The sequence below is a fragment of the Streptomyces sp. NPDC008139 genome (assembly GCF_042957025.1).
GTDB lineage: Bacteria > Actinomycetota > Actinomycetes > Streptomycetales > Streptomycetaceae > Actinacidiphila.
The window spans coordinates 35997-55169 of record NZ_JBIBHM010000012.1; the positions used below are offsets into that span (position 1 = coordinate 35997).

14 protein-coding genes are annotated in these 19173 nt (G+C 71.7%); 4 read left to right on the plus strand and 10 right to left on the minus strand.

What is annotated here, in order from left to right:
• Nucleotides 1-296: 296 nt before the first annotated feature.
• The 3 genes from ACFZBB_RS24970 to ACFZBB_RS24980 form a co-directional block, all read right to left on the minus strand.
• Nucleotides 297-1622, minus strand: a complete 1326-nt coding sequence (locus tag ACFZBB_RS24970; protein WP_391126391.1) for a SpoIIE family protein phosphatase — start codon at nt 1620-1622, stop codon at nt 297-299.
• A 525-nt stretch (nt 1623-2147) separates the two neighbouring features.
• On the minus strand, nt 2148-3449 hold the full coding sequence (locus ACFZBB_RS24975) for a ricin-type beta-trefoil lectin domain protein (protein ID WP_391126395.1): 1302 nt from the start codon (nt 3447-3449) through the stop codon (nt 2148-2150).
• 382 nt (nt 3450-3831) lie between these two features.
• Nucleotides 3832-4380, minus strand: coding sequence for an EF-hand domain-containing protein (locus ACFZBB_RS24980; protein WP_391126397.1), 549 nt, complete (start codon nt 4378-4380; stop codon nt 3832-3834).
• A 486-nt stretch (nt 4381-4866) separates the two neighbouring features.
• On the opposite strand from ACFZBB_RS24980, the gene ACFZBB_RS24985 reads away from it, so the two are divergent.
• Nucleotides 4867-7815 (plus strand): alpha-glucuronidase family glycosyl hydrolase, encoded by a 2949-nt coding sequence (locus ACFZBB_RS24985; RefSeq protein ID WP_391126400.1) that lies wholly within the window; start codon nt 4867-4869, stop codon nt 7813-7815.
• On the opposite strand, the gene ACFZBB_RS24990 is transcribed toward ACFZBB_RS24985, so the two are convergent.
• Together ACFZBB_RS24990 and ACFZBB_RS24995 are read right to left on the minus strand one after the other, a co-directional pair.
• Nucleotides 7812-8429, minus strand: a complete 618-nt coding sequence (locus tag ACFZBB_RS24990; protein WP_391126403.1) for a DUF6879 family protein — start codon at nt 8427-8429, stop codon at nt 7812-7814. The genes ACFZBB_RS24985 and ACFZBB_RS24990 overlap by 4 nt on opposite strands.
• Complete coding sequence (locus ACFZBB_RS24995) at nt 8422-8691, minus strand: hypothetical protein (RefSeq protein WP_355335978.1); 270 nt, start codon at nt 8689-8691, stop codon at nt 8422-8424. Before ACFZBB_RS24995 ends, ACFZBB_RS24990 begins: the two co-directional genes overlap by 8 nt.
• A 373-nt stretch (nt 8692-9064) precedes the next feature.
• Here ACFZBB_RS24995 and ACFZBB_RS25000 point away from each other — a divergent pair, with 373 nt between their 5' ends.
• Entirely contained in the window at nt 9065-10051 is a 987-nt protein-coding gene (locus ACFZBB_RS25000) for a tetratricopeptide repeat protein (protein ID WP_391126405.1), read from the plus strand.
• Between the two features lie 5 nt (nt 10052-10056).
• On the opposite strand, the gene ACFZBB_RS25005 is transcribed toward ACFZBB_RS25000, so the two are convergent.
• The 5 genes from ACFZBB_RS25005 to ACFZBB_RS25025 form a co-directional block, all read right to left on the minus strand.
• On the minus strand, nt 10057-12129 hold the full coding sequence (locus ACFZBB_RS25005) for a UvrD-helicase domain-containing protein (protein WP_391126408.1): 2073 nt from the start codon (nt 12127-12129) through the stop codon (nt 10057-10059).
• 248 nt (nt 12130-12377) lie between these two features.
• Nucleotides 12378-12998 (minus strand): hypothetical protein, encoded by a 621-nt coding sequence (locus ACFZBB_RS25010; RefSeq protein ID WP_391126412.1) that lies wholly within the window; start codon nt 12996-12998, stop codon nt 12378-12380.
• 206 nt (nt 12999-13204) lie between these two features.
• Nucleotides 13205-13603 carry a hypothetical protein gene (locus ACFZBB_RS25015; protein ID WP_391126414.1) on the minus strand — a complete coding sequence of 133 codons (399 nt, stop codon included), beginning with the start codon at nt 13601-13603 and terminating at the stop codon, nt 13205-13207.
• Nucleotides 13600-14448 carry an IS5 family transposase gene (locus ACFZBB_RS25020; RefSeq protein WP_391126417.1) on the minus strand — a complete coding sequence of 283 codons (849 nt, stop codon included), beginning with the start codon at nt 14446-14448 and terminating at the stop codon, nt 13600-13602. Before ACFZBB_RS25020 ends, ACFZBB_RS25015 begins: the two co-directional genes overlap by 4 nt.
• Before the next feature lie 102 nt (nt 14449-14550).
• Nucleotides 14551-16620, minus strand: a complete 2070-nt coding sequence (locus ACFZBB_RS25025; protein ID WP_391126420.1) for an ATP-binding cassette domain-containing protein — start codon at nt 16618-16620, stop codon at nt 14551-14553.
• 318 nt (nt 16621-16938) lie between these two features.
• On the opposite strand from ACFZBB_RS25025, the gene ACFZBB_RS25030 reads away from it, so the two are divergent.
• Together ACFZBB_RS25030 and ACFZBB_RS25035 are read left to right on the plus strand one after the other, a co-directional pair.
• Nucleotides 16939-17868 carry a patatin-like phospholipase family protein gene (locus tag ACFZBB_RS25030; protein WP_391126423.1) on the plus strand — a complete coding sequence of 310 codons (930 nt, stop codon included), beginning with the start codon at nt 16939-16941 and terminating at the stop codon, nt 17866-17868.
• Nucleotides 17865-19073 (plus strand): hypothetical protein, encoded by a 1209-nt coding sequence (locus ACFZBB_RS25035; protein ID WP_391126426.1) that lies wholly within the window; start codon nt 17865-17867, stop codon nt 19071-19073. The genes ACFZBB_RS25030 and ACFZBB_RS25035 overlap by 4 nt, the downstream gene beginning before the upstream one ends.
• Nucleotides 19074-19173: the final 100 nt, after the last annotated feature.

The following is a 19173-nucleotide window of genomic DNA, read 5'->3' on the forward strand; positions in this document are numbered from 1 at the left end:
AGGGGGCGGCCCGGCGGCGCGAGCGGTCGGAGACCGGCCGCGCGGGGCGGTCAGGGTCAGAGACCGGCCGCGCGGGGCGATCAAGGTCAGAGACCGGCCGCGCGGGGCGGTCAAGGTCAGAGACCGGCCGCGCGGGGCGGTCAAGGTCAGGGACCGGCCGCGCGGGGCGGTCAAGGTCAGAGACCGGCCGCGCGGGGCGGTCAAGGTCAGGGACCGGCCGCGCGGGGCGGTCAAGGTCAGGGACCGGCCGCGCGGGGCGATCAGGGTCAGGGACCGGCCGCGCGGGGCGATCAGGGTCAGCGACCGGCCGCGCGGGGCGGGACGCGGAGCGCCAGCAGGGCGGTGTCGTCGCTCGCCCACCCACCGCTGTGGTCGTCGAGGACGCGGCCGATCCGCCGGACGATGGAAGGGGCGTCCATGCCGTGGCAGGCGGCGAGGGCGGCGGCGAGATTCTCCTCGCCGAACAGCGGCCGCGGGGCTCCCGGGACGATGGGGCGGGGACGGGCCTCGGTGGCCCCGTCGGTGTAGAGCAGAAGCGTGTCGCCGGGCGCGAGCCGGAAGCGGACGTCGGTGAGGCGCACGTCGGGCAGGACGCCCAGCAGGCTGCCGCGGCGGCCGGACTCCTGGACGCGGCCGTCGGCGCGCAGGATCAGGGCGGGCGGGTGCCCCGCGGTGCACAGGCGGCCGGACACCCCGGTGGCGGTGGTACGGAAGGTGGCGTGCACGGCGGTCAGGAACCGGCCGTCCTTGCGCTGGTCGAGCAGCGCGGAATTGAGGTGGTCGAGGACCACGGCGGGCGACAGGTGCTGCGTGGCCTGCGCGCGCAGGGTGTACCGGGCCAGCGCCGTGACCTTGGCGGCCTCCGGGCCCTTCCCGCACACGTCGCCCATCGTGGCGCACCACCAGGGGCCGCGCGCCTGGAAGAGGTCGTAGAAGTCGCCGACGACCATCCCGCCGTCCGCCGGCGTGTACGAGGCGGCGGCGTCCAGACCGGAGACCGTCGGCAGGACGGACGGCAGGAAACTGTCCTGGAGGCTGCGTACGAGGTCGGTGGTCGCGGCCAGCGCGGTGCGCGCCGTCTCCAGCGAGGTCCGCAGATTGATCTCGTTGCCGACCGCCCGCGCGAGGGTGGCCAGCGTGGCCAGTTCCGTGGGGCGCCAGGCGTGCGGGCGGTCGTCGATCACGCACATGCTGCCCAGCACCTCGCCGCCCGGTCCGAGGATCGGGTAACCCGCCCACGCGCCGATCTTCATCGGCTGTACGGAGGGGTGGTCGCGGGTGCGCGGGTCGGCGGCCGCGTCCTCGACGGCGAAGGGCTCGCCGTCCAGGCCGACCAGGAAGTAGCAGAAGCTGTCCCGCACCGGATTCTGCCGCCCCGCGATCTCGGTGATGTCGACCCCGACGCACGACTTCCAGAACGAGCGGCGCTCGTCGACCAGCGTGATGAACGCCCGTGAGCAGCCGGTCACCGCACCGGCCAGGGCCGCCAGGTCCTCGAACTCCGGCTCGGGACCGGTGTCCAGCAGGCCGGTCGCGGCCACCGCGGCCAGCCGCCGCGGATCGTCGAGCGCGGCGGGCAGCCCGTCCGCCCGCAGCCCGCCCCGGAAAGCCACACCCTGCATCGCAGTGCCCTCCCGGACGATCCCGGCCACCCGCGACCGGGGGCCGCAGAGGAGCCGCCGCGCACACCGACGGACGCCAAACATTTGACGTATGGCAACAATAACCACGGACGGGGGCGGGGAGCGGTCGGGCGGGCCACATTCTCCCGCCGCGGGAGGCCGGGCGGCGGCGGGTAGCCGGGCACGCCACGACCACGGGCACCGCGACGCCGAGCAGTGTGATCGTGAGCACAGGGGTCGGGGGCGCGGCGGGGGCGTGGCCGGTGCCTGGTCGGGGCCCCGTCTGGGCGTGGCCGGGGCCTGGTCGGGGCCCCGTCTGGGCGTGGCCGGGGCCTGGTCGGGGCCTGGTCCGGGAGCGGCCGGTGCCTGGTCCGGGCCCGGTCGGGGAGGCCGGCATCGGGGACGGGCGTAGAGACGCACCGCAGGGGCGTACGTACGCGGGCACGTACGCCCCTCCCGCCGCCCGGACCCGCGAACCGGCTTCTCAAGGCGCCGGCCGGTCACCCGCCCGGGGCCGGGCCGGGCTCAGCCCGGAAGCGTCCACGCCTGGTTCGCGCCCCCGTTGCAGTCCCAGATCTGCAACTGCGTCCAGTCGGCCGTCGAGGAGCCCGGATCGTCGAGGCAGCGGCCCGACTGCGGATTGAGCAGGGACCCGTCGGACCGCGCGACCCAGCGCTGATTCGCGCCGCCGTTGCAGGACCAGAGCTCGACGAGCGCGCCGTTGGCGGTGGCGGCCCCGGCGATGTCGAGGCAGCCGCCCAGCGCGCGGACCGCGCCGCCCGCGCCGGGAGTGACCGTCCACTTCTGCGCGGCCGTGCCGTTGCAGGTGTAGAGCTGGACGGCCGTGCCGTTCGCGGTGCCGCTGTTCGCGATGTCGACGCACTTGCCGGGGATGCCGGAGGTGATCGCGCCCGCCGTCGTGACGCCGGTCGACGCGAGGGCGGACTCCACCAGCGACGCCGCCGCCCGCATGCCCGCCTCGTTCGGGTGGTACGAGGTCCGCCCGGCCGCGACGGTGTACTTCTCCACCCACGGCGTGGCCGCGCAGGCGTCGTGCCCGTGGCTCGCGCCCGCGAGGTCGACCAGCGTGGCGCCGGTTGCGTTCGCCGCCGTCACGGTGACGGCCGCCAGCCGTGAGGCGATGCCGCGCTCGTACGACGCCTGGTCGTCGGTGAGCGGCACGCCGGAGCAGACGCCGGTGTCGGGCAGGATCGTGAAGTAGTCGACGAGGTAGACGCGGGCCTGCGGGGCCGTGCTGTGGACGGCGTTCACCACGTTCTCGATACGGCCCGCGAGTTCGCCGAAGGTCTGGTCGATCGCGTTGCGGTCGACGCTGCCGCAGTTCGCACCACCGCTGGTCTGGCAGGAGTAAGTGCCGATGCTGCCCAGGTAGTTGACGTCATTGCCGCCGATCGTGACCGTGACGAACCGGGTGTCGGCGGTGACCGCGGTGATCTGCGGCGGCTGACCGTTCTGACTTGTCGTCAGCACGTTCGCCGTGGTGGCCCCGCCGCACGTGGCGTCGGAGAGATTCGCCCCCAGGTCGTGGGAGACGAGGCTCGCGTAGTTGTTCGCCGAGCGTCCGCACGCCGATGCACCCGGGCTCGTCTGGAGCGGCGGAATGCCGGGCCCGGAGGCGAACGAGCTGCCCATGGCGACGTAGTTGAGGCCGGAGGCCGTGACGCTCGCGGCGGCGGGGCGGACGCTGGCGGTTGTACGGGCGGCCGTCGTCGCGGGCCGGCCGGTCGGGGTCGTACGGGCGGCCGGGGTCGTACGGGCGGCCGGGGTCACGGACCGGGCGGCCGGGGCCGTACGGGCGGCCGTCATGGCGGCCCGATCCGTCGCGGCCGTTCGCCGAACACTCGTGTCCGCCGAAACCGTCGGTGCGAGCAGGGCGGTCGCCGCCGCGGCGCCGAGGCCCGCGGTCACCACCCGGAGCAAGAGGCGCCTCCGCGACGCCCGTGCGCTGTCGTGCGGACTTCTCATCGCGAGACCTCCACCGGACGAGAACCGTAGCGGGCGGTGTCGCTGAGGCGGCTACGACTCTGGCAACGTTGTCAGCAGCGGACAGTAGCACCGCGTGCGCGGCGCGCCAACAGGTTGGACGGGTGGAAGTGGCCGCAGTGGCTGGTGAGTTGAGTGGGAGGAAGGCTCCCGAGCGGACCGACCGCGGGCCCGGCGCTTCACGCACGGGCCCGCGGCGGCGACCTCAGTGCCGCTGCGTCGGGAACCGTCCGCACAGCCAGTTGCCCGGCTCCGCCGGGTCGTCGCTGATCCAGAACTGGCGCCACAGCAAGGTGAATTCCTCACGGCTGAGGTGGCCGTCCCCGTTGAGGTCGAGGAGCGCGAAGACGCCGGTCATGTCGACGGGCTGACCGTTCCAGGTCTCGACGAGCGTGCGGTGCTCCTCAGGGGAGATGACGCCGTCACCGTTGGCGTCCACGGCCTCGAACACGGTGTCGGCGGTGGCGACGACGTCCGCGATCATCGTGGGCAACCGGTCGACGAGCGCGAGCAGTTCATCCCAGTCGACCGCGCCGTCCCCGTTGGTGTCGCCGGTCTCCAGCAGCGCCGCCCACCAGCCCATCAGCAGCGTCTCGACCCGTGCGCGCAACTCCGTGCCCGGCGCCACCGCGGGCAGCCGGTTCCAGCGGGCGACGAGCGCCCTGAAGTCCTCCTCGCGCAGGTAGCCGTCGCCGTCGGCGTCGAACGCGCCGAACATCCCCCTGAGCTTCTGCTCCTGAAACGCGCTGGCCATGAGCGGTCCCCCTCGACCTCGACCCGAACCACGAAGCACCCGTGCCCGCCGCCGCGCGGCGACAGCGGGCAACACACCACGGTAGGCCGGGACGCGCTCACGCCACCACAAGCACACATGTATGGATATTCACCCTTTGGGGCGAGCCGCCCCCCGGCCTCCAACACCCGTCCGCCGCGCGGTAGTCGACCCTGACGGATGCCCGACAGATGACTGACGCAGCCTCAGCTCTGTTGGATTCCGATCGTTTCATACCCGGCCGTCGTTCATGTAGATAGACATGGCTCCCGCAAATCCGCGCACTTCTGGCACGCGCTCCCCACTTTCACACCCCTCTTGTGAACCAGACCTCATGCACACCACGGAGCCGTCATGTTCTTTTCTGGCCGATTGTGTTGACACGTGTCATAGCGCATGTGACGGTTGCGCCAGTTGGTGCTCACCCCCTGAACGTGCACTGCTCGTCCATCGGCGGAAGTGAGAAACATGAGCTCAGGAATACGGCGGCGCAGCGTCCTCACGGCAGCCGCGCTGGGAAGCGCGGCCGGTTCACTCGCCCTCTCCGCTCCGGCGTCGGCGCAGGCGGCGGAGGTGGCGCGAGCGACGGAACCGGCCACTTCCGGTGGGTCGTCGGGGGGCGGCGGGCTGCCCGGCGAGGACGGGTACGAGCTGTGGCTGCGCTACCGGAAGGTGGACGATGCCGGGCGGCTCAAGCAATATCGGACCGCGCTGAGTTCACTGGTGTGGGAGGGCGGCGGGCCCGTACAGCGGTCGGCCGTCGACGAGTTGGCGCGCGGATTGAGCGGGCTGCTCGCCAGACGCGTGACGCCGCGCGGCAGGGCGACCGGGGCCGCGGCTCTCGTGGTGGGCACCCCGCACAGCTCCCCGCTGGTCCGCGCGCTCGTACCGGCGAAGGCCCTGGCCGGGCTCGGCGACGAGGGGTACGTGATCCGGCGGGTCACCGACCGCGGCAGGCCCCGTACCGTCATCGCGGCCAACGCCGACCGGGGGGTGCTCTACGGGGCGTTCCACCTGCTGCGGCTGGTGCAGACCGCGCGCCCGTTGGAGCGGGTCGACGTCACCGAGCGGCCGGCGGCGCCCCTGCGCGCGGCGGACCACTGGGACAACGACGACGGCTCGATCGAACGCGGTTACGCGGGCCGGTCGTTCTTCGACTGGGACAGGCTCCCCCGGCTCGACGAGCGCTACACGGACTACGCGCGCGCCCTCGCCTCGATCGGCGTCAACGGCGCCGTGATCAACAACGTCAACACGACGGCGGCCTATCTCGCCGAGCCGTTCCTCACCAAACTCGCCGCGCTGGCAGGGGTGTTGAGGCGCTACGGCGTGGCGCTGTACGTGACGGCGAACTTCGCCGCGCCCATCGACATCGGCGGCCTCACGACCGCCGACCCGCTCGACGCCGGTGTGCGGGAGTGGTGGAAGAAGAAGGCCGCGGAGATCTACGGCAGGATCGAGGGCTTCGGCGGCTTCCTGGTCAAGGCCAACTCCGAAGGCCGTCCTGGTCCGTTGGACTACGGGCGTACGCACGCGGACGGCGCGAATCTGCTGGCCGGGGCGGTGAAGCCGTACGGCGGCATCGTGATGTGGCGGTCGTTCGTACACGACACGGACGCGAATTGGGACCGGCAGGCGTACGCCGACTTCACCCCGCTGGACGGGAAGTTCGCGGACAACGCCGTCGTGCAGATCAAGAACGGGCCGATCGACTTCCAGGTGCGCGAGCCCGCGCACCCGCTGTTCGGCTCGCTGCCGCGTACCAACTCGATGATCGAACTCCAGGTGACGCAGGAGTACACCGGCCACTCCACGCACCTGTGCTACCTGGTGCCGCAGTGGAAGGAAGTCCTGGACTTCGACACGCTCAAGCCGGACGCGGGCAGCACCGTGGCCCAGGTGGTGACCGGACGGTCGTACCCGTACACGCACTGCGGATTCGCCGGCGTGATGAACTTCGGCGACGCCAGGAACTGGACCGGCTCCCACCTCGCCGCCGCCAACACCCATGGCTACGGGCGTCTTTCGTGGAATCCGGGACTCTCCGCCGACGAACTCGCCGACGAGTGGACCCGGATGACCTTCGGCAACGACGCCCAGGTCGTGACGACCGTCTCCGCACTGCTGCTCGGCTCCTGGCGCACCTACGAGGACTACACCTCGCCGCTGGGCACGGGCTACCTCACCCACCCGCCGGACGGCTCGGTCACCGGGCACTTCGAGCCGAGCCCGACCACGACCACCCAGTTCCACAAGTCCGACCGCAACGGCGTCGGTTACGACCGCACGCTCGCCACCGGCGACGGCTACACCGGCGTGTACGCGCCCGCGACCCGCGACATGTACGAATCACTGGCCGACTGCCCGGAAGAGCTGCTCCTCTTCCTCCACCACGTGCCGTACACCCACCAACTGGCCAGTGGCAGCACGGTGATCCAGCACATCTACGACACCCACTTCTCCGGCGCGGCGCGCGTGGCGGACATGCGCGACGCCTGGGACGCCCTGCGCCGCCGCGTCGACCACCGCCGACTCGCCGACGTGCACGGGCAGTTGGAGCGGCAGGCGGCGGAGGCGGCCAAGTGGCGCGACACCCTGGTCGCGTACTGGTTCGAGCTGAGCCGGATACGCGACGAGCGGCGCGGCTGGCTCCAGGCCGTCGTCGCCCCGGCCGACACGGTCCTGCTGGGCGGTGAGCTCAACGAGCTGCCCGTCCAGGTCGTCAACGCCACCGGCTCCGGGCTCCGTACGGACATCTCCCTCGACGTACCGGCCGGTTGGCGGTCAGAGCCCGCGACCGCCTACGTGGACCCGGCGGGCGACGCGACCGTGGAGCTGACCGTCGTCCCGCCGCGGACCCCCTCGCTCACCACGATTCACGCCCTCCCCCGGTCCGGCTCCGTCCAGGCCCTCGACGCCTCGCTGCGCAGCTTCGCCAAGACCGTCGTCGTCCCGCCCGCCGCGCGGTGCCTGTACGCCCTCGACGCCGGGACCTCCTCGTCCCCCGTCCTCAAGGGCTACACCCGCCTCTCCCCCGACTCCGCCTGGACCGAGGGCGCGGGCTTCGGCTGGGTCGGCGGCAGGCCCGAGGCCACCGACACGGGCCTGTTCGACGTCGTCCGCCGCGACTACGTCCGCTCCGCGGCCCCCACCGTCCTGCGCCTCACCCTCCCCGCGGGGCCCGCGACCGCCCATCTCCTCACCGGCGACCCCAACACCTTCAACCGCCCCCTGATCGTCCGCGCCGACGGCAAGGAACTCGCCCGCACCCCCCAGCTCGACGGCCGCGAATTCGCCTGGCTCCCCGTCCCCCTCGACGGCGGCCCCTCCGGCCGCTCCGTCGACCTCGAACTCTCCACCCTCCCCGCCAAGACCTGGCACCTCACCGCCTGCGTGGTTCTCGCGGACACGCCCTAGCCGACGCCGTCGATGACCGGCGGTGAGAGCGTGGCGATCTCGCGCTCGAAGAAGTCGCCGAAGGGCTCACCCCGCGCGTAGAGCGACGCGAACCCCGCCCTGGTCTCCGCGATCAGGGCGGGTTCCGCATACCGCCTGGCCCCGTCCGCGTTTCCCTCGTCGTCGTACTGCACCTCGTACATCACCACGTCGCCGAGGATCACGACCTCCGGCACCGTGCGCTCGCGTTCGATGTCCGCGATCGTCCGCGCGTCCAGGACCCTGATCCGGTCGCCCACCGCCGCGCGCAGGCGCAGGACGTGCAATTCCCACTGCACGTACGGCGTCACGGGGAATTCGACGACTCGGAGCCGCCGCTGCGCGACGCCCAGCTCCTCCGCCTCGGCGAACTGCTGGGCGTAGGCCGGACGCCTTTCCTCGATGAGCGCGAGTGCTTCTTCCCAGCGCCCGGCGGCGAATGCTTCCCAGCTCGCGAAACCGCGTTCCTGGAAATGCTGGCCGCGTTCCAGCTTGTCCTGGCTCCTGACGCCGCTTTTGAGGATTCGGAAGAATTCCTCGTGGTAGGCGGGCCGGGCGAGGCGTTCGAAGGTGCCGTTGGGAAAGGAGTCAAACACTGGGAATGTCCGGTTTCGCCGCGATCAGCATGTTTCTTGGGATGACGACGAGTCGCTCGTCGGAGCCGACCGAGACCCCGGCGGGCAGATTCCGCCCGAGGGAGGCCGTCAGATCCCGGCCGATGACGGCGATGTCGCCGTTCTCCAGCTCCCAGATGTCGGGGCAGTCGGGGGTGTCGGTCGTATTCCCCAGCTCCTGAGGTGATTTACCGAGGCGCTTTAAGAATGTGGTGTCGGGATTTGCTTCCCATGGTCTGGTCATGGTTGCCCCCAGGATCGGCTACGTACTGTCGCACCGCGTGCGGATCGTACCCGCACCGGCGTCACTACAGCCGGAGAGTACCCGAAAACCAGCCGTCTGGCATATGCCACGACGAGAGGTGACCACCTTCGGATGCCTATCGCAATTCAACTCCCGGTGCAATAATGATCCACATCGGACCCGACCGGTCCTCGTATTGACTCAAAGGCAATATGATCAGATTATTAAATGGCAGGGGGAGCCGTGGATCCGGAACTGGCGGTGCTCACGCGGACCGCCAGAGCCCCCGTGGTCGCCCCGATGGCGACCGACGCCCGGCGACAACGCGGGGCTGCGCTGCGTTCTCGGGCACGGCGTACTGCTCGACAGTGTCGTGGCCGCCACCCCGGCGGCGCAGGCCCCTCTGCTCGACGCAACGGCCGGCGGTCTGCTCGGCGCCGCGCTGCCTGACGTGCCCGACGCGGGGCCGTACGATCCGCGGCTGCGGCTCCTCGCGCCCCACGTACGCGCACTGCTCCGGAGGACGGGCGAACCCGCCGTCGTCGCCGAGGTGTTGGAGGTGGCCACCCGGCTGGCCACCGCGATGCACCGCACCGGCGACTACCCGTCGGCGTGGGAGACCGTCGGCGCGGCGGCGGACATCGCGGCGCGGACGCTCGGAGACGGACACCGGGCCGTACTCGCGGCACGCTCACGCGCCGGACGGGTCCTGTTCCGGCTGGGCCGCTACGCCGAGGCCGAGGAGTCGCTGCGGCGCACGCTCACCGCCCAGCGGCAGCAGTTCGGAGCCGAGGACCCGGACAGCCTCGACAGCGCGCACGGGCTCCAACTCGTCCTGCGCAATCTCGGCCACGCCGAGGAGTCGCTGACGCTCCTGTACGCCACGGCCGCGGGCCGCCAGGCCGCGCTGGGGCCGTGGCATCCGCTGACGCTGCGCTCCCGGTCCAGCATCCTGGCCGCGCTCGGCGCCGCGGAACTGACCGCGGAGGACGGACGCACGGGCCTGCTGTCGCTGCCGGGGCAGTGCGCGGAACACCTCGGCGTCGACCACACCGTCTCCGTGGGAGCCCGCCACAACCACGCCTGGGCGCTCTTCCAGTTGGGCCGTCTCGAGGAAGCCGACAGCGAGATCGGCGAGGTGACCGAGACCTATCTGCACCGCTTCGGACCCGACTACCCCATCGCCCTCGCCGCCCGCCAACTCCAGGCCCGCACCCGCACCGCGCTCGGTCACACCGGCGAAGGCATCGCGCTCATGGACGACGTCGTCGCACGCCGCGCCCAGAGCCTCGGCCAGGACCACCCCTTCACCGTCGCGAGCCGTGACCTCCTGCGGAGGCTGCGGGCCGAGCGTCCGTAGGCGCGTCACGCTCGCGCGGTGGGCGTGACGCTGCCCAGCCAGAGGGTGTCGCGGGCGCGGGTCATGGCGACGAAGAGCTGGCTGCGGCCGAGTTCGCGGCGCTCGCGCTCGGTCTCGGTGAGCCCTTCGCCGCCGGTCAGCAGGGAGGTGTCGTACCGCGGAAGGTAGACGCGTTTGAACTCAAGTCCCTTGGCGCGCCGGTAGCTTCCGAGCTTGACGCCCTCGACGGCGTGACCGGCGTAGCGCTCCAGCGGGCAGACCTGGACGCCGGAAGCCGTGAGGAGGTCGCGGTAGCGGCCGATGGCCCGTACGGACGGGCAGAGCACGGCGGAGTCGGCCCGCTCGGCGGGGGTCAGGGCCAACAGCGCTTCCAGCAGGGCCCGGTCGTGGTCCTCGACGGTCGGCCGGTCCACACGCCGCACCTGGCCGTCGTGGTAGGTCAGGTCGACTTCCCTGGCGCCGGAGCTGCGTACGCCGTCGATGTCCTCGAAGGCGTCGTCGGCGACCACCGCGAGGGCCGCGTCGAGGATGTTCTTGCTGTTGCGGTAGTTGGTGCTGAGCACCTGCCCGCGCTCGCCGCGGATGTCGATGCCCGCGTCGGAGAGCCGGAATCCCCCGGGGTAGACGGCCTGTTGCCCGTCCCCGACGAGCAGCAGGCCGTTGGGAGCGTCACCGATCAGGGCGTGCAGCAGCTTGACCCCGACGAGGGTCAGGTCCTGGACCTCGTCGACGATGACGGCCGCGTACGGCGCGGCGTCGGTGGAGCTGCTCGCTTCGGCGAGCGCGAGGGTCAGCACATCGTTGAAGTCGTGCACGCCGCGTTGGGCGAGCAGCGACTCGTACGCCTCGTAGAGTCCCCAGACCGCCTGCCGGTGGGGCCTTCGCAGGCCCACCCGACGGCGGCGGCGCGGCAGGACGGCGTACTCCTCGAAGGAGGTGATCCCGCGGCCCTTGATGACGTAGTCGATCTCGTCCTTCCAGTAGCGCGGCAACGGGTCGAGTTCGGTCAGCGGGCTGTCGCGCCCCGCGTGCGTCCAGGCGAGGCTGAAGGCCGTCTCGGCCTTGTCCCCGTTGAGATTCACCGGCACACCGCGGTCCTGCGTGTACTGCTGCGCCCACGAGTGCAGGCTGCGGAACTCCACCCGGTCGGCCACCGCGGGGGACATCGCGTGCAGGAACGTCTCCTGCACGCGGGGGAGGTTGCTGGCGAAGGTCACGTACAGGACGCGTCCTGTGGTGCGTTGGGCGAGGTAGGACGCGCGGTGCAGACCGACGACGGTCTTGCCCGTACCGGCGGGGCCGCTGATACGGGCGGGGCCGGACCAGTTGCGGCGGACGAGGGACACCTGGTCCTGGGCGAGGAAGGTCATCCACTGCTCGATCGGTGCCCGCATGGCGGCGTCCAGCGCGGCCTCGCGCATGCGGTCGAGGTCGAACAGCCCTGCGGGCGGCTGTTCTTGGCGTCCGGAGTTCGGGGCGCTGGACGGCTCTGCGGCCGACTCTGTGGCCGACTCTGTGGCCGACTCTGTGGCCGACTCTGTGACGGACGATCCCTCGTACTCGGGGAACACCCGCTCCAGATGGTCGGCTATGGCGCGCACCGAGTCGGCGTTGAGCCGGTGGCGCTCCGCCAGCAGATAGGGACCGACCTCCCGCTCCCCCAGGAGCCGGATTCTCCCCAGCACGGTGTCCACGCGCTTGTCGGCGAAGACCATCAGCGGCCGGACCGCGACCGGGGACATCCCCAACGAGGCGACCGCCGTCTCGGCGGTCTTGGTCACGGCCGAGAGCTTGCGCGCGTGGTCGTCCCTCACCTCACCGCCCGCGAGGAGCTGGCCGTCCTCGACCTCCGGGTCGGCGCGCCAGTTCTTGACGTCCACGACGAAGACACCGGCGGGCCCGACCAGCAGCATGTCCACGTTCGCGGACCGCGTACCCGGCCACCGCCGGTCCACCAGAAGCCGCCAGCCGCGCTCGGTCAGCACCAACAACTGTGCGCTGACGCGCTGTTCTCCCTCGCTCGCGCTCTCCCACTGCCGCGCCTGCCGCCGCGCCGCCTGCCACTGCTCCCGCAGCAACCGCTCCTGCCGACGCGCCTCTTGAGCCCGCCGCGAAGCCGATCCCCCCGCCGCCATGACCCACCCCCTCCCACGTAGCGCGACGATCATAGGACGCTCCGCTACGAAGCGGCAGGGGGCGTCGGCCGGGGCGAAGTGCGGCCGGACCGGCAGCGTGACGGCACTCCGGGCGCCTCCGAAGTCGTCACCCGGTCTCAGAGGGAGGTTCGTGAGTTGATGTCCGCTTCTGGGTGAGGCTGGGGCAAGGCTTACGTCCGCTGGTCGGCCTCGTCCATCAACTCGTCGAGGGCCGCACGCGCGAGAGAAACAAAGCGCCGCTGCATGTCGTCCACGTGAAGGCCCGTTTCCGCAGCGGAGGAGCGATAGCGATCCTTCTGCTCACCGGTCAGCGGCCCCCTGCTCAGTTCCATCAGGTATTGAATGGGCGGGTGGATGTGCTGATCGATGGCTTCTGCGTACTCGGCGCCGGCCTGCGCCACAGCGGCGGGTCCTTCGAGCTCAACCGTGTTGGCAGCCTGCCGAGTTGCCCGTACCGCATCGATGGCTGCACCACGCCATGTGTCATAACGATGCTGGTCATAGGGCTCCAGGGTCAGCCGTGACAGTTGCCAGATGGCCCCCTGCGCTTCATGAGCTGCATCCATCAAGGTTTTGTAAGCAGCTTGGCGGCGGTCCCGGCGCCACTTCTGGTGCTCAACCCGCGACTCACGAAGCGCAGTGCGATCTTGTGCGGCCTCCTGGCGTATCTGCTGCCGCTCCAGAGCCTCATTCTTCCGCCGCTCAGTCCGAGCGGTTACAAACGCCGTCAGTGCGCTGCCCAGCAGCGTGCCGACAATCGCAATGGCCGTGGTCATCCAGGTGCTCGTCACAGGGAGACATTGTGAAGCACGACCTCGCACCCATCCGGGCGATCAGCGCAAAGCCCTCCTCGGTTCAAGCAGCCCTCGGCAGGAGGCTGTTCTCGAGCCCGTCCTCCCCTGCCGATTCCCTTGCACTCCGAGAACAGATCCCGAGAGGAGGTTCGTGGGTTGATGTCCGCTTCTGGGCGGGGCTGGGCCAAGGCTGCTGGTGTCGGCTACTGGTTCCTGGTGAAGATGCCAGTGTCGGCTTCGGTGAGGATGCCCAGCTTGACCAGGCGTTTCAGCTTGGCCCGGGTGCCTTCGATGTTCGTCGGCAGCAGTTCGTGGTCGAGGGATTCGCAGACGTCCTTGGCCCGCAGCGGTCCGGTCGTGTCGTTGAAGACGGCGAGGATGCGGGGGTAGTCCGGGTGCTCGGGCAGGTCCGGCGGGCCGGCTGGGAGCAGGTCGGTGAGGCCGGTGACGGTCTTCCGAGTGATCGCGAGCTGCTCGAGATGGGTTTCGGCCTCCCGTAGGCGGGTCTGCAGTTTGCCGATCTGCGTGCGGAGGTCGTCGGCCAAGGCCCGGGCGGCGTCCTCCTGGATGTTGAGTGCCTCGAGCAGGGGCTGGATGTTCACGCGGCCGCCGTCTGCGGGTCGCGCCACGTGGGGGTGTTCGCGTCGGTGAGACGGCGGGCCATGACATCGGTCATGGCCCAGTAGACGCGGGAGACGGACGAGGACGGGCGGTGCTCGTAGTCGCGGACCAGGCGCCGGTGCAGTATCAAGATCCCGTAGGTCTGTTCGATGACCCACCGCTTCGGTTGCGGGACGAACCCCTCGTCCTGCGGGTTGCGTTCGATGATCTCGACGCCGATGCCGAGGCGGGTGCCGTGGGCGACGACCTGGTTCTTGAAGCCCTGGCCGACCAGTGCCTTGCGGACGGTTCCGCCGGCGTTCTGGGCGACATGGTTGAGCAGGGCGATGCCCGCCGCCTTGTCGTGCGCGCTCGCGGCGAGGACGTTGACGGCAATGACCAGACCGAGCACGTCCACGGCCAGGCCCCGCTTGCGGCCCGGCACGCGCTTCGCTGCGTCCCGGCCGGTCGTGGAGGCGGGGACCCCGGAAGAGACGTGGACACTCTGGGTGTCCAGCACCACCAGGGCCGGGTCCTCTAATCGGCGGGCCCGTTCACGGACCTGGCAGCGCAGGAGTTCATGGACGACCCGGTCGGTCCCGTCGTTCCGCCGCCCGGCGAAGTAGTAGTACGTCGCGCTCTTGGGCGGCAGGTCGTGCGGGAGGTAGGCCCACTGGCAGCCGGTCCGGCTCTGGTAGAGGATCGCGTTCACGATCTCCCGCATGGCATAGGCGCCCTGGTGGCCGCTGACCGAGCGATGCCGGTCCTTCCACGCGGTGATCACCGGCTCGATCAACGACCACTGCTCGTCCGATAAGTCGCTCGGGTACAGCTTGCGTTCACTCACCCCACCACCCCAACAGTCCATCGGCTGCAGGCCAGCGGATTCGGCCCGCACCCACACCATCAGGCGATGACAGAACATCTCAAAGCCTCACGAACCGCCCTCTCAGAGGTCGGCCGTCTGCTGCTGCTCCACGGGACCGGAGGGCTGGGCGGGGATGCCGGGCTCGCGGTCGTTCTGGAGGAGCCACAGGTCGTGGAAGAGGCCGGGGGTGTCGCGGAGTTGGGTGAAGGTGCCGTACTGGACGAGGCGGCCCTGGTCGAGGACGGCGATCTTGTCGGCGACGGTGACATTGGTGAGACGGTGGGTGACCAGGACGACGGCGCGGTCGGCGGCGAGGGTGCGCAGGCCGGTGAAGATGCGGTGTTCGGCTCGGGGGTCGAGGGCGGCGGTGGGTTCGTCGAGGACGAGGAGACCGGCGTCGCGGTGGAAGGCGCGGGCGAGGGCGACGCGTTGCCACTGGCCGCCGGAGAGTTCCTGGCCGCCCCACCACTCGCGGGCCAGGAGGGTGTCCAGGCCCGAGCGCAGGGAGGTGACGACCTCGTCGGCGCCGGAGGCGCGGGCGGCCGTATCAACAGCCGAGTTCGGGTGGTCGGTTCGGGGCTGGCCGAGGGTGATGTTGTCGCGGGCGGTCAGCGGCCACTTCGCGTACTCCTGGGGTACGACGGCCACGCGGGCCCAGGCGGCGTGCGCGTCCAGGGTGCGGGTGTCCGCGCCGTCCCAGGTGATGTGGCCGCTGTCGGGGAGGTAGAGGGCGGACAGGAGTTTGCTGAGGGTGGTCTTGCCCGAGCCGTTCTCGCCGACCAGGGCGAGGACTTCGCCGCGCCGCACGTCGAGGCTGACATCGAGCAGGGCGGGCCGGTCGGCGTGCGGGTAGGTGTACGTGAGGCGGTCGGCGCGTACGACGGCCGGGCCGGTCGGTACGGTCTCGCCGCGGGCGATCCGGTGGCCACCGGCCTCGTCCAGGAAATCTGACCAGTCGTCAAGGTACATCCCTGTACGGAAGATGATGGCGCCGTAGCCGATGATGCCGTGCAGCCCCATGGCGACCGTGCGCAGCGCGAACGTCGCCGTGCCCGCGGACGCGACGGACACGCGGCCGGTGCTGATCAGGAAGAGCAGCGCCGCCCAGACCGCTCCGGCCGCGACTCCGCCGGCCAGGCTGCCGATCAGGGACATCTTCGCCGCGCGCCAGGCGGCCCGGTCGGTCGCGGCGTCCACCCGCGCCCCGGCCGCCCGGTACTTGCCGAGCAGGAAGTCGGCCATCGTGCCCGAACGGATCTGGTCGGCGTGCTGCTTGTCGACCAGATTCCACCGCAGGACGCCCAGCAGGCGGCGGTCCTTCATCGTCTCCAGCGACGCGAGGTAGTTCAGCCGCGCTCCCCGTACGCCCGCGATCGCCTGCGGCAGCGCCGCGAGAACGAGCAGCGGCAGGAGAACGGGGTGGACGCTGGTCAGTACGGCCGCGGCGGCGATCAGGGAGGCGGCGGCTGCCAGGATGTTCTGGGACTGGTTGAGCATGTCCTGGGAGACCTCGACGCCCCGGTCGGCCGCGTCCCAGCGGTCGTTGTAGCCGGGGTGGTCGTACGCGGTCAGCTCCGCGTGGGTCGCCGCGTCCAGCAGCCGCAGTTCCGCCTCCCGCGAGATCCGCGGAGCCAGGCGCGTGGACAGACCGGTGACGGCGATGCCCAGCACCGCTCGTACGCCCGCCGCCGACGCCAACAGAGCCAGGGAGGGCGCGGCTTGGCGGAGCCGTTCGTCGATGTGGCCCGACGCGATGACGGCCGTGATCGTGCCGGTCACCGCCAGCAGGCCGAGCGCTTCCAGCACGCCGGACAGGACTTGGCAGGCGAGCAGCGCGGTGACGGCCTTGCGGTCCACGTGCCAGGCCATGCCGAGTGCCCGGCGCACCAGTTGGGGCAGTCGGCGGGCCATCGCGCGCAGCGTGATCGCGTAACCGGCCTCCTCACTGCGGTCGCCCGGAAACGCCAGGCGCAACTCCTCGTCGGGAACGGCCTTTTCGTCGTCGTCGGCAGCAGCGGTGCCCGCCGTGGCCGTGGGGGGCCCGCCGGTCGTCGGGGACTGGCCGGTTGTCGGGGACGACGCCACCGGCCGAACGGTGGTCGTCGGAGGCTCTTCGGTCGTCGGGGGTTCGGTCGTCGGGGGTTCGGTCATCGGTGTACGCCCTTCGCCGTGACGTGGCGGTCGTCACCGGACCGGCTCGGCGGAAGGAGGACGAAGGCACCGGCTCGGCCCGCCCGGCTCGCCCCGACGCGACGCGGCCCACCAGTCTGCTCCAACCACCCCGCCGCCACCCCCCGCTCGCGAAGCCCCGGTCGGCGCAAGGACGCAGCCGCCGCCTCGACGGCGTACGCCGGTCCGCCACGGGCGGCGCCGTCCGCCGCGAAAGCGCCCGGCCGTCGAGGCGGCGCCGCGGCTGTGGCGAGTTCGGGCGGCTGATTGGGGGGAAGGAGTGGGGGCACGCGTTCTGGCATGGACCACAGTGCGGGTGAAGCGGGGGGACCGGCGTTCGTGCTGGGGGGCGGTGGGGCCCTCGGGGCGTACGAAGTGGGCATGCTCAAGGCCCTGTTCGCCCAGGGGGTGAAGCCGGGGATGGTGCTCGGGACCTCCGTCGGGGCGATCAACGGGGCCGCCGTGGCCGCCGAGCCGTCGCAGACCGCCGTCGGCCGGCTGATCGAGCTGTGGACGGGGCTGGGCAAGGCCGGGGTGTTCGCGGGTTCGCTGATGGGCCGCGTGAGCACCGCCGTGCGGAGCCGTACGCACCTCTACACCCCGGCGCCGCTGGTCGACCTCCTGCGTGAGCACGTACAGGTCGCGCTCATCGAGGAGTTGGAGGTGCCCTTCCAGTGCGTGGCGGCGAGCATCGAGAACGCCGCCGAGCACTGGTTCGACCGCGGCCCGCTGATCGAGGCGGTCCTCGCCTCGTCGGCCGTGCCCGGACTGCTGCCGCCGGTCGACGTCGACGGCGAGCACTTCGTGGACGGCGGCCTCGTCAACAGCATCCCGGTGGGCAGGGCCGTCGCCCTGGGCGCGCGCGAGATCTACGTCCTCCAGGTCGGCCGGATCGAACGGCCGCTGACTCCGCCGAAGTTGCCGTGGGACGTCGCCATGGTCGCCTTCGAGATCGCCCGCAGGCACCGGTTCGCCCGCGACATGGCCGACCTGCCGTCGGACGTGACCGTGCACGTACTGCCCAGCGGGGCGGCGTCCGGTGAAGCGGCCGGGGCGCTGGGCCAGTTGCGGCACCGGGCCTTCGGGCAGACGGCGGACCGTATCGAGCGGGCCTACGCCGCCTCGTCGCGGTATCTGGAGAGCGCGCTCGACGGGGCCGCCGCCCCCACGTCCTTTGTTCCGGAGGGCTCCGACTCCGAGGACCCGCACTCCGCTGAAGGTCCGGCGTGACGGGCCTCGACTCGGGCCTGAACGCGGGGACGGGTCCAGCGGGTTCAGCTACGGGTCCAGCTACGGGTCCAGGCACGGGTCCGGCGGGTCCAGGCACGGGCCCGGCGGGTTCAGGTACGGACGCGCTCGCGAGCGCCGACCCGGCCGCGCGGGTCCGGCCGACGACCCGTACCGGCACCGCCGTCGCAGCCGCGGGCGCCGCGCTGGGCACGGCCGCCCGGCGTACGGTCACCACTGCGCTCGTGGTCGCGCTGATACCGGTGGCCGCGGCCCTCCTCATCGCCGTGACCGTACTCAGCGCGCCGGTGTCGATCCCGTCGCGCGGCGCGTGGCGGCCGACGCGTCTGGCCGGTTTCCTGCTCGTCTACCTCGTCGTGGACCTCACGGGAGTGCTGGCGGCGTCCGCGCTCTTCCTGCACCACCCCAGGGCGGACCGGGACCGGCGGGCGGCCGAGGCGTTCGCGCTCCTCGCGCGGCTGCTGGCCGTACTGCGCAAGGTGGCGGACCGGCTGTTCCGCCTGGAGGTGGAGATGACGCCCGCGCTGCCCGTGGGCGACCGGCCGCCGGACGTACCGCTCGTGGTGTTCGTACGGCACGCGGGCGTCGGCGATTCGTTCCTGCTCCTCCAGACGCTGCTCACCGACGTACGCCTGCTGCCGCATACCGTGCTGAAGGGCGTCCTGCGCGCCGATCCGTGCCTCGACGTCCTGCTCGGCCGGGTCCCGCACTGCTTCCTGCCCCCCGCGCACGGCACCGCCGAGGACGCGATCACCGAACTGGCGGCGGGGCTGCGGTCGCGCGACGCGCTCGTGATCTTCCCCGAGGGCGGCAACTTCACCCCGCGCCGCCACCGCCGCGCCATCGCCAGCCTGCGCCGCCTCGGCCAGTACCGGCGCGCGGCCCGCGCGGCCCGGCTGCGGTACGTGCTGCCGCCGCGGGACGCCGGAAGCCTCGCCGTACTGGCCGCCGCGCCCACCGCGGAGGTGGTCTTCGTCGTCCACTCCGGCCTCGACGTCATCGCGTCCGCGCGCGCCGCCTGGGACTTCCTCCCGTTCCGCCGCCCGGTGCGGGTCCACTGGTGGCGGATACCGGCGGCCGAGGTCCCGGTCGGGGACGCGGCGCGCAGCGAGTGGCTGCTCGGACAGTGGGAGCGGATGGACCGGTGGACGGCGGAGCAGGCGGTCGCGGCGACGCCGCACGTGTAGGGGGCGCGCGTGCGGCGGTTCGCGTACGGGGATCGCGCGTACAGGGGCTCACGTACAGGGATCGCGCGTGCGGCGGCTCACGTACAGGGGCTCACGCGTA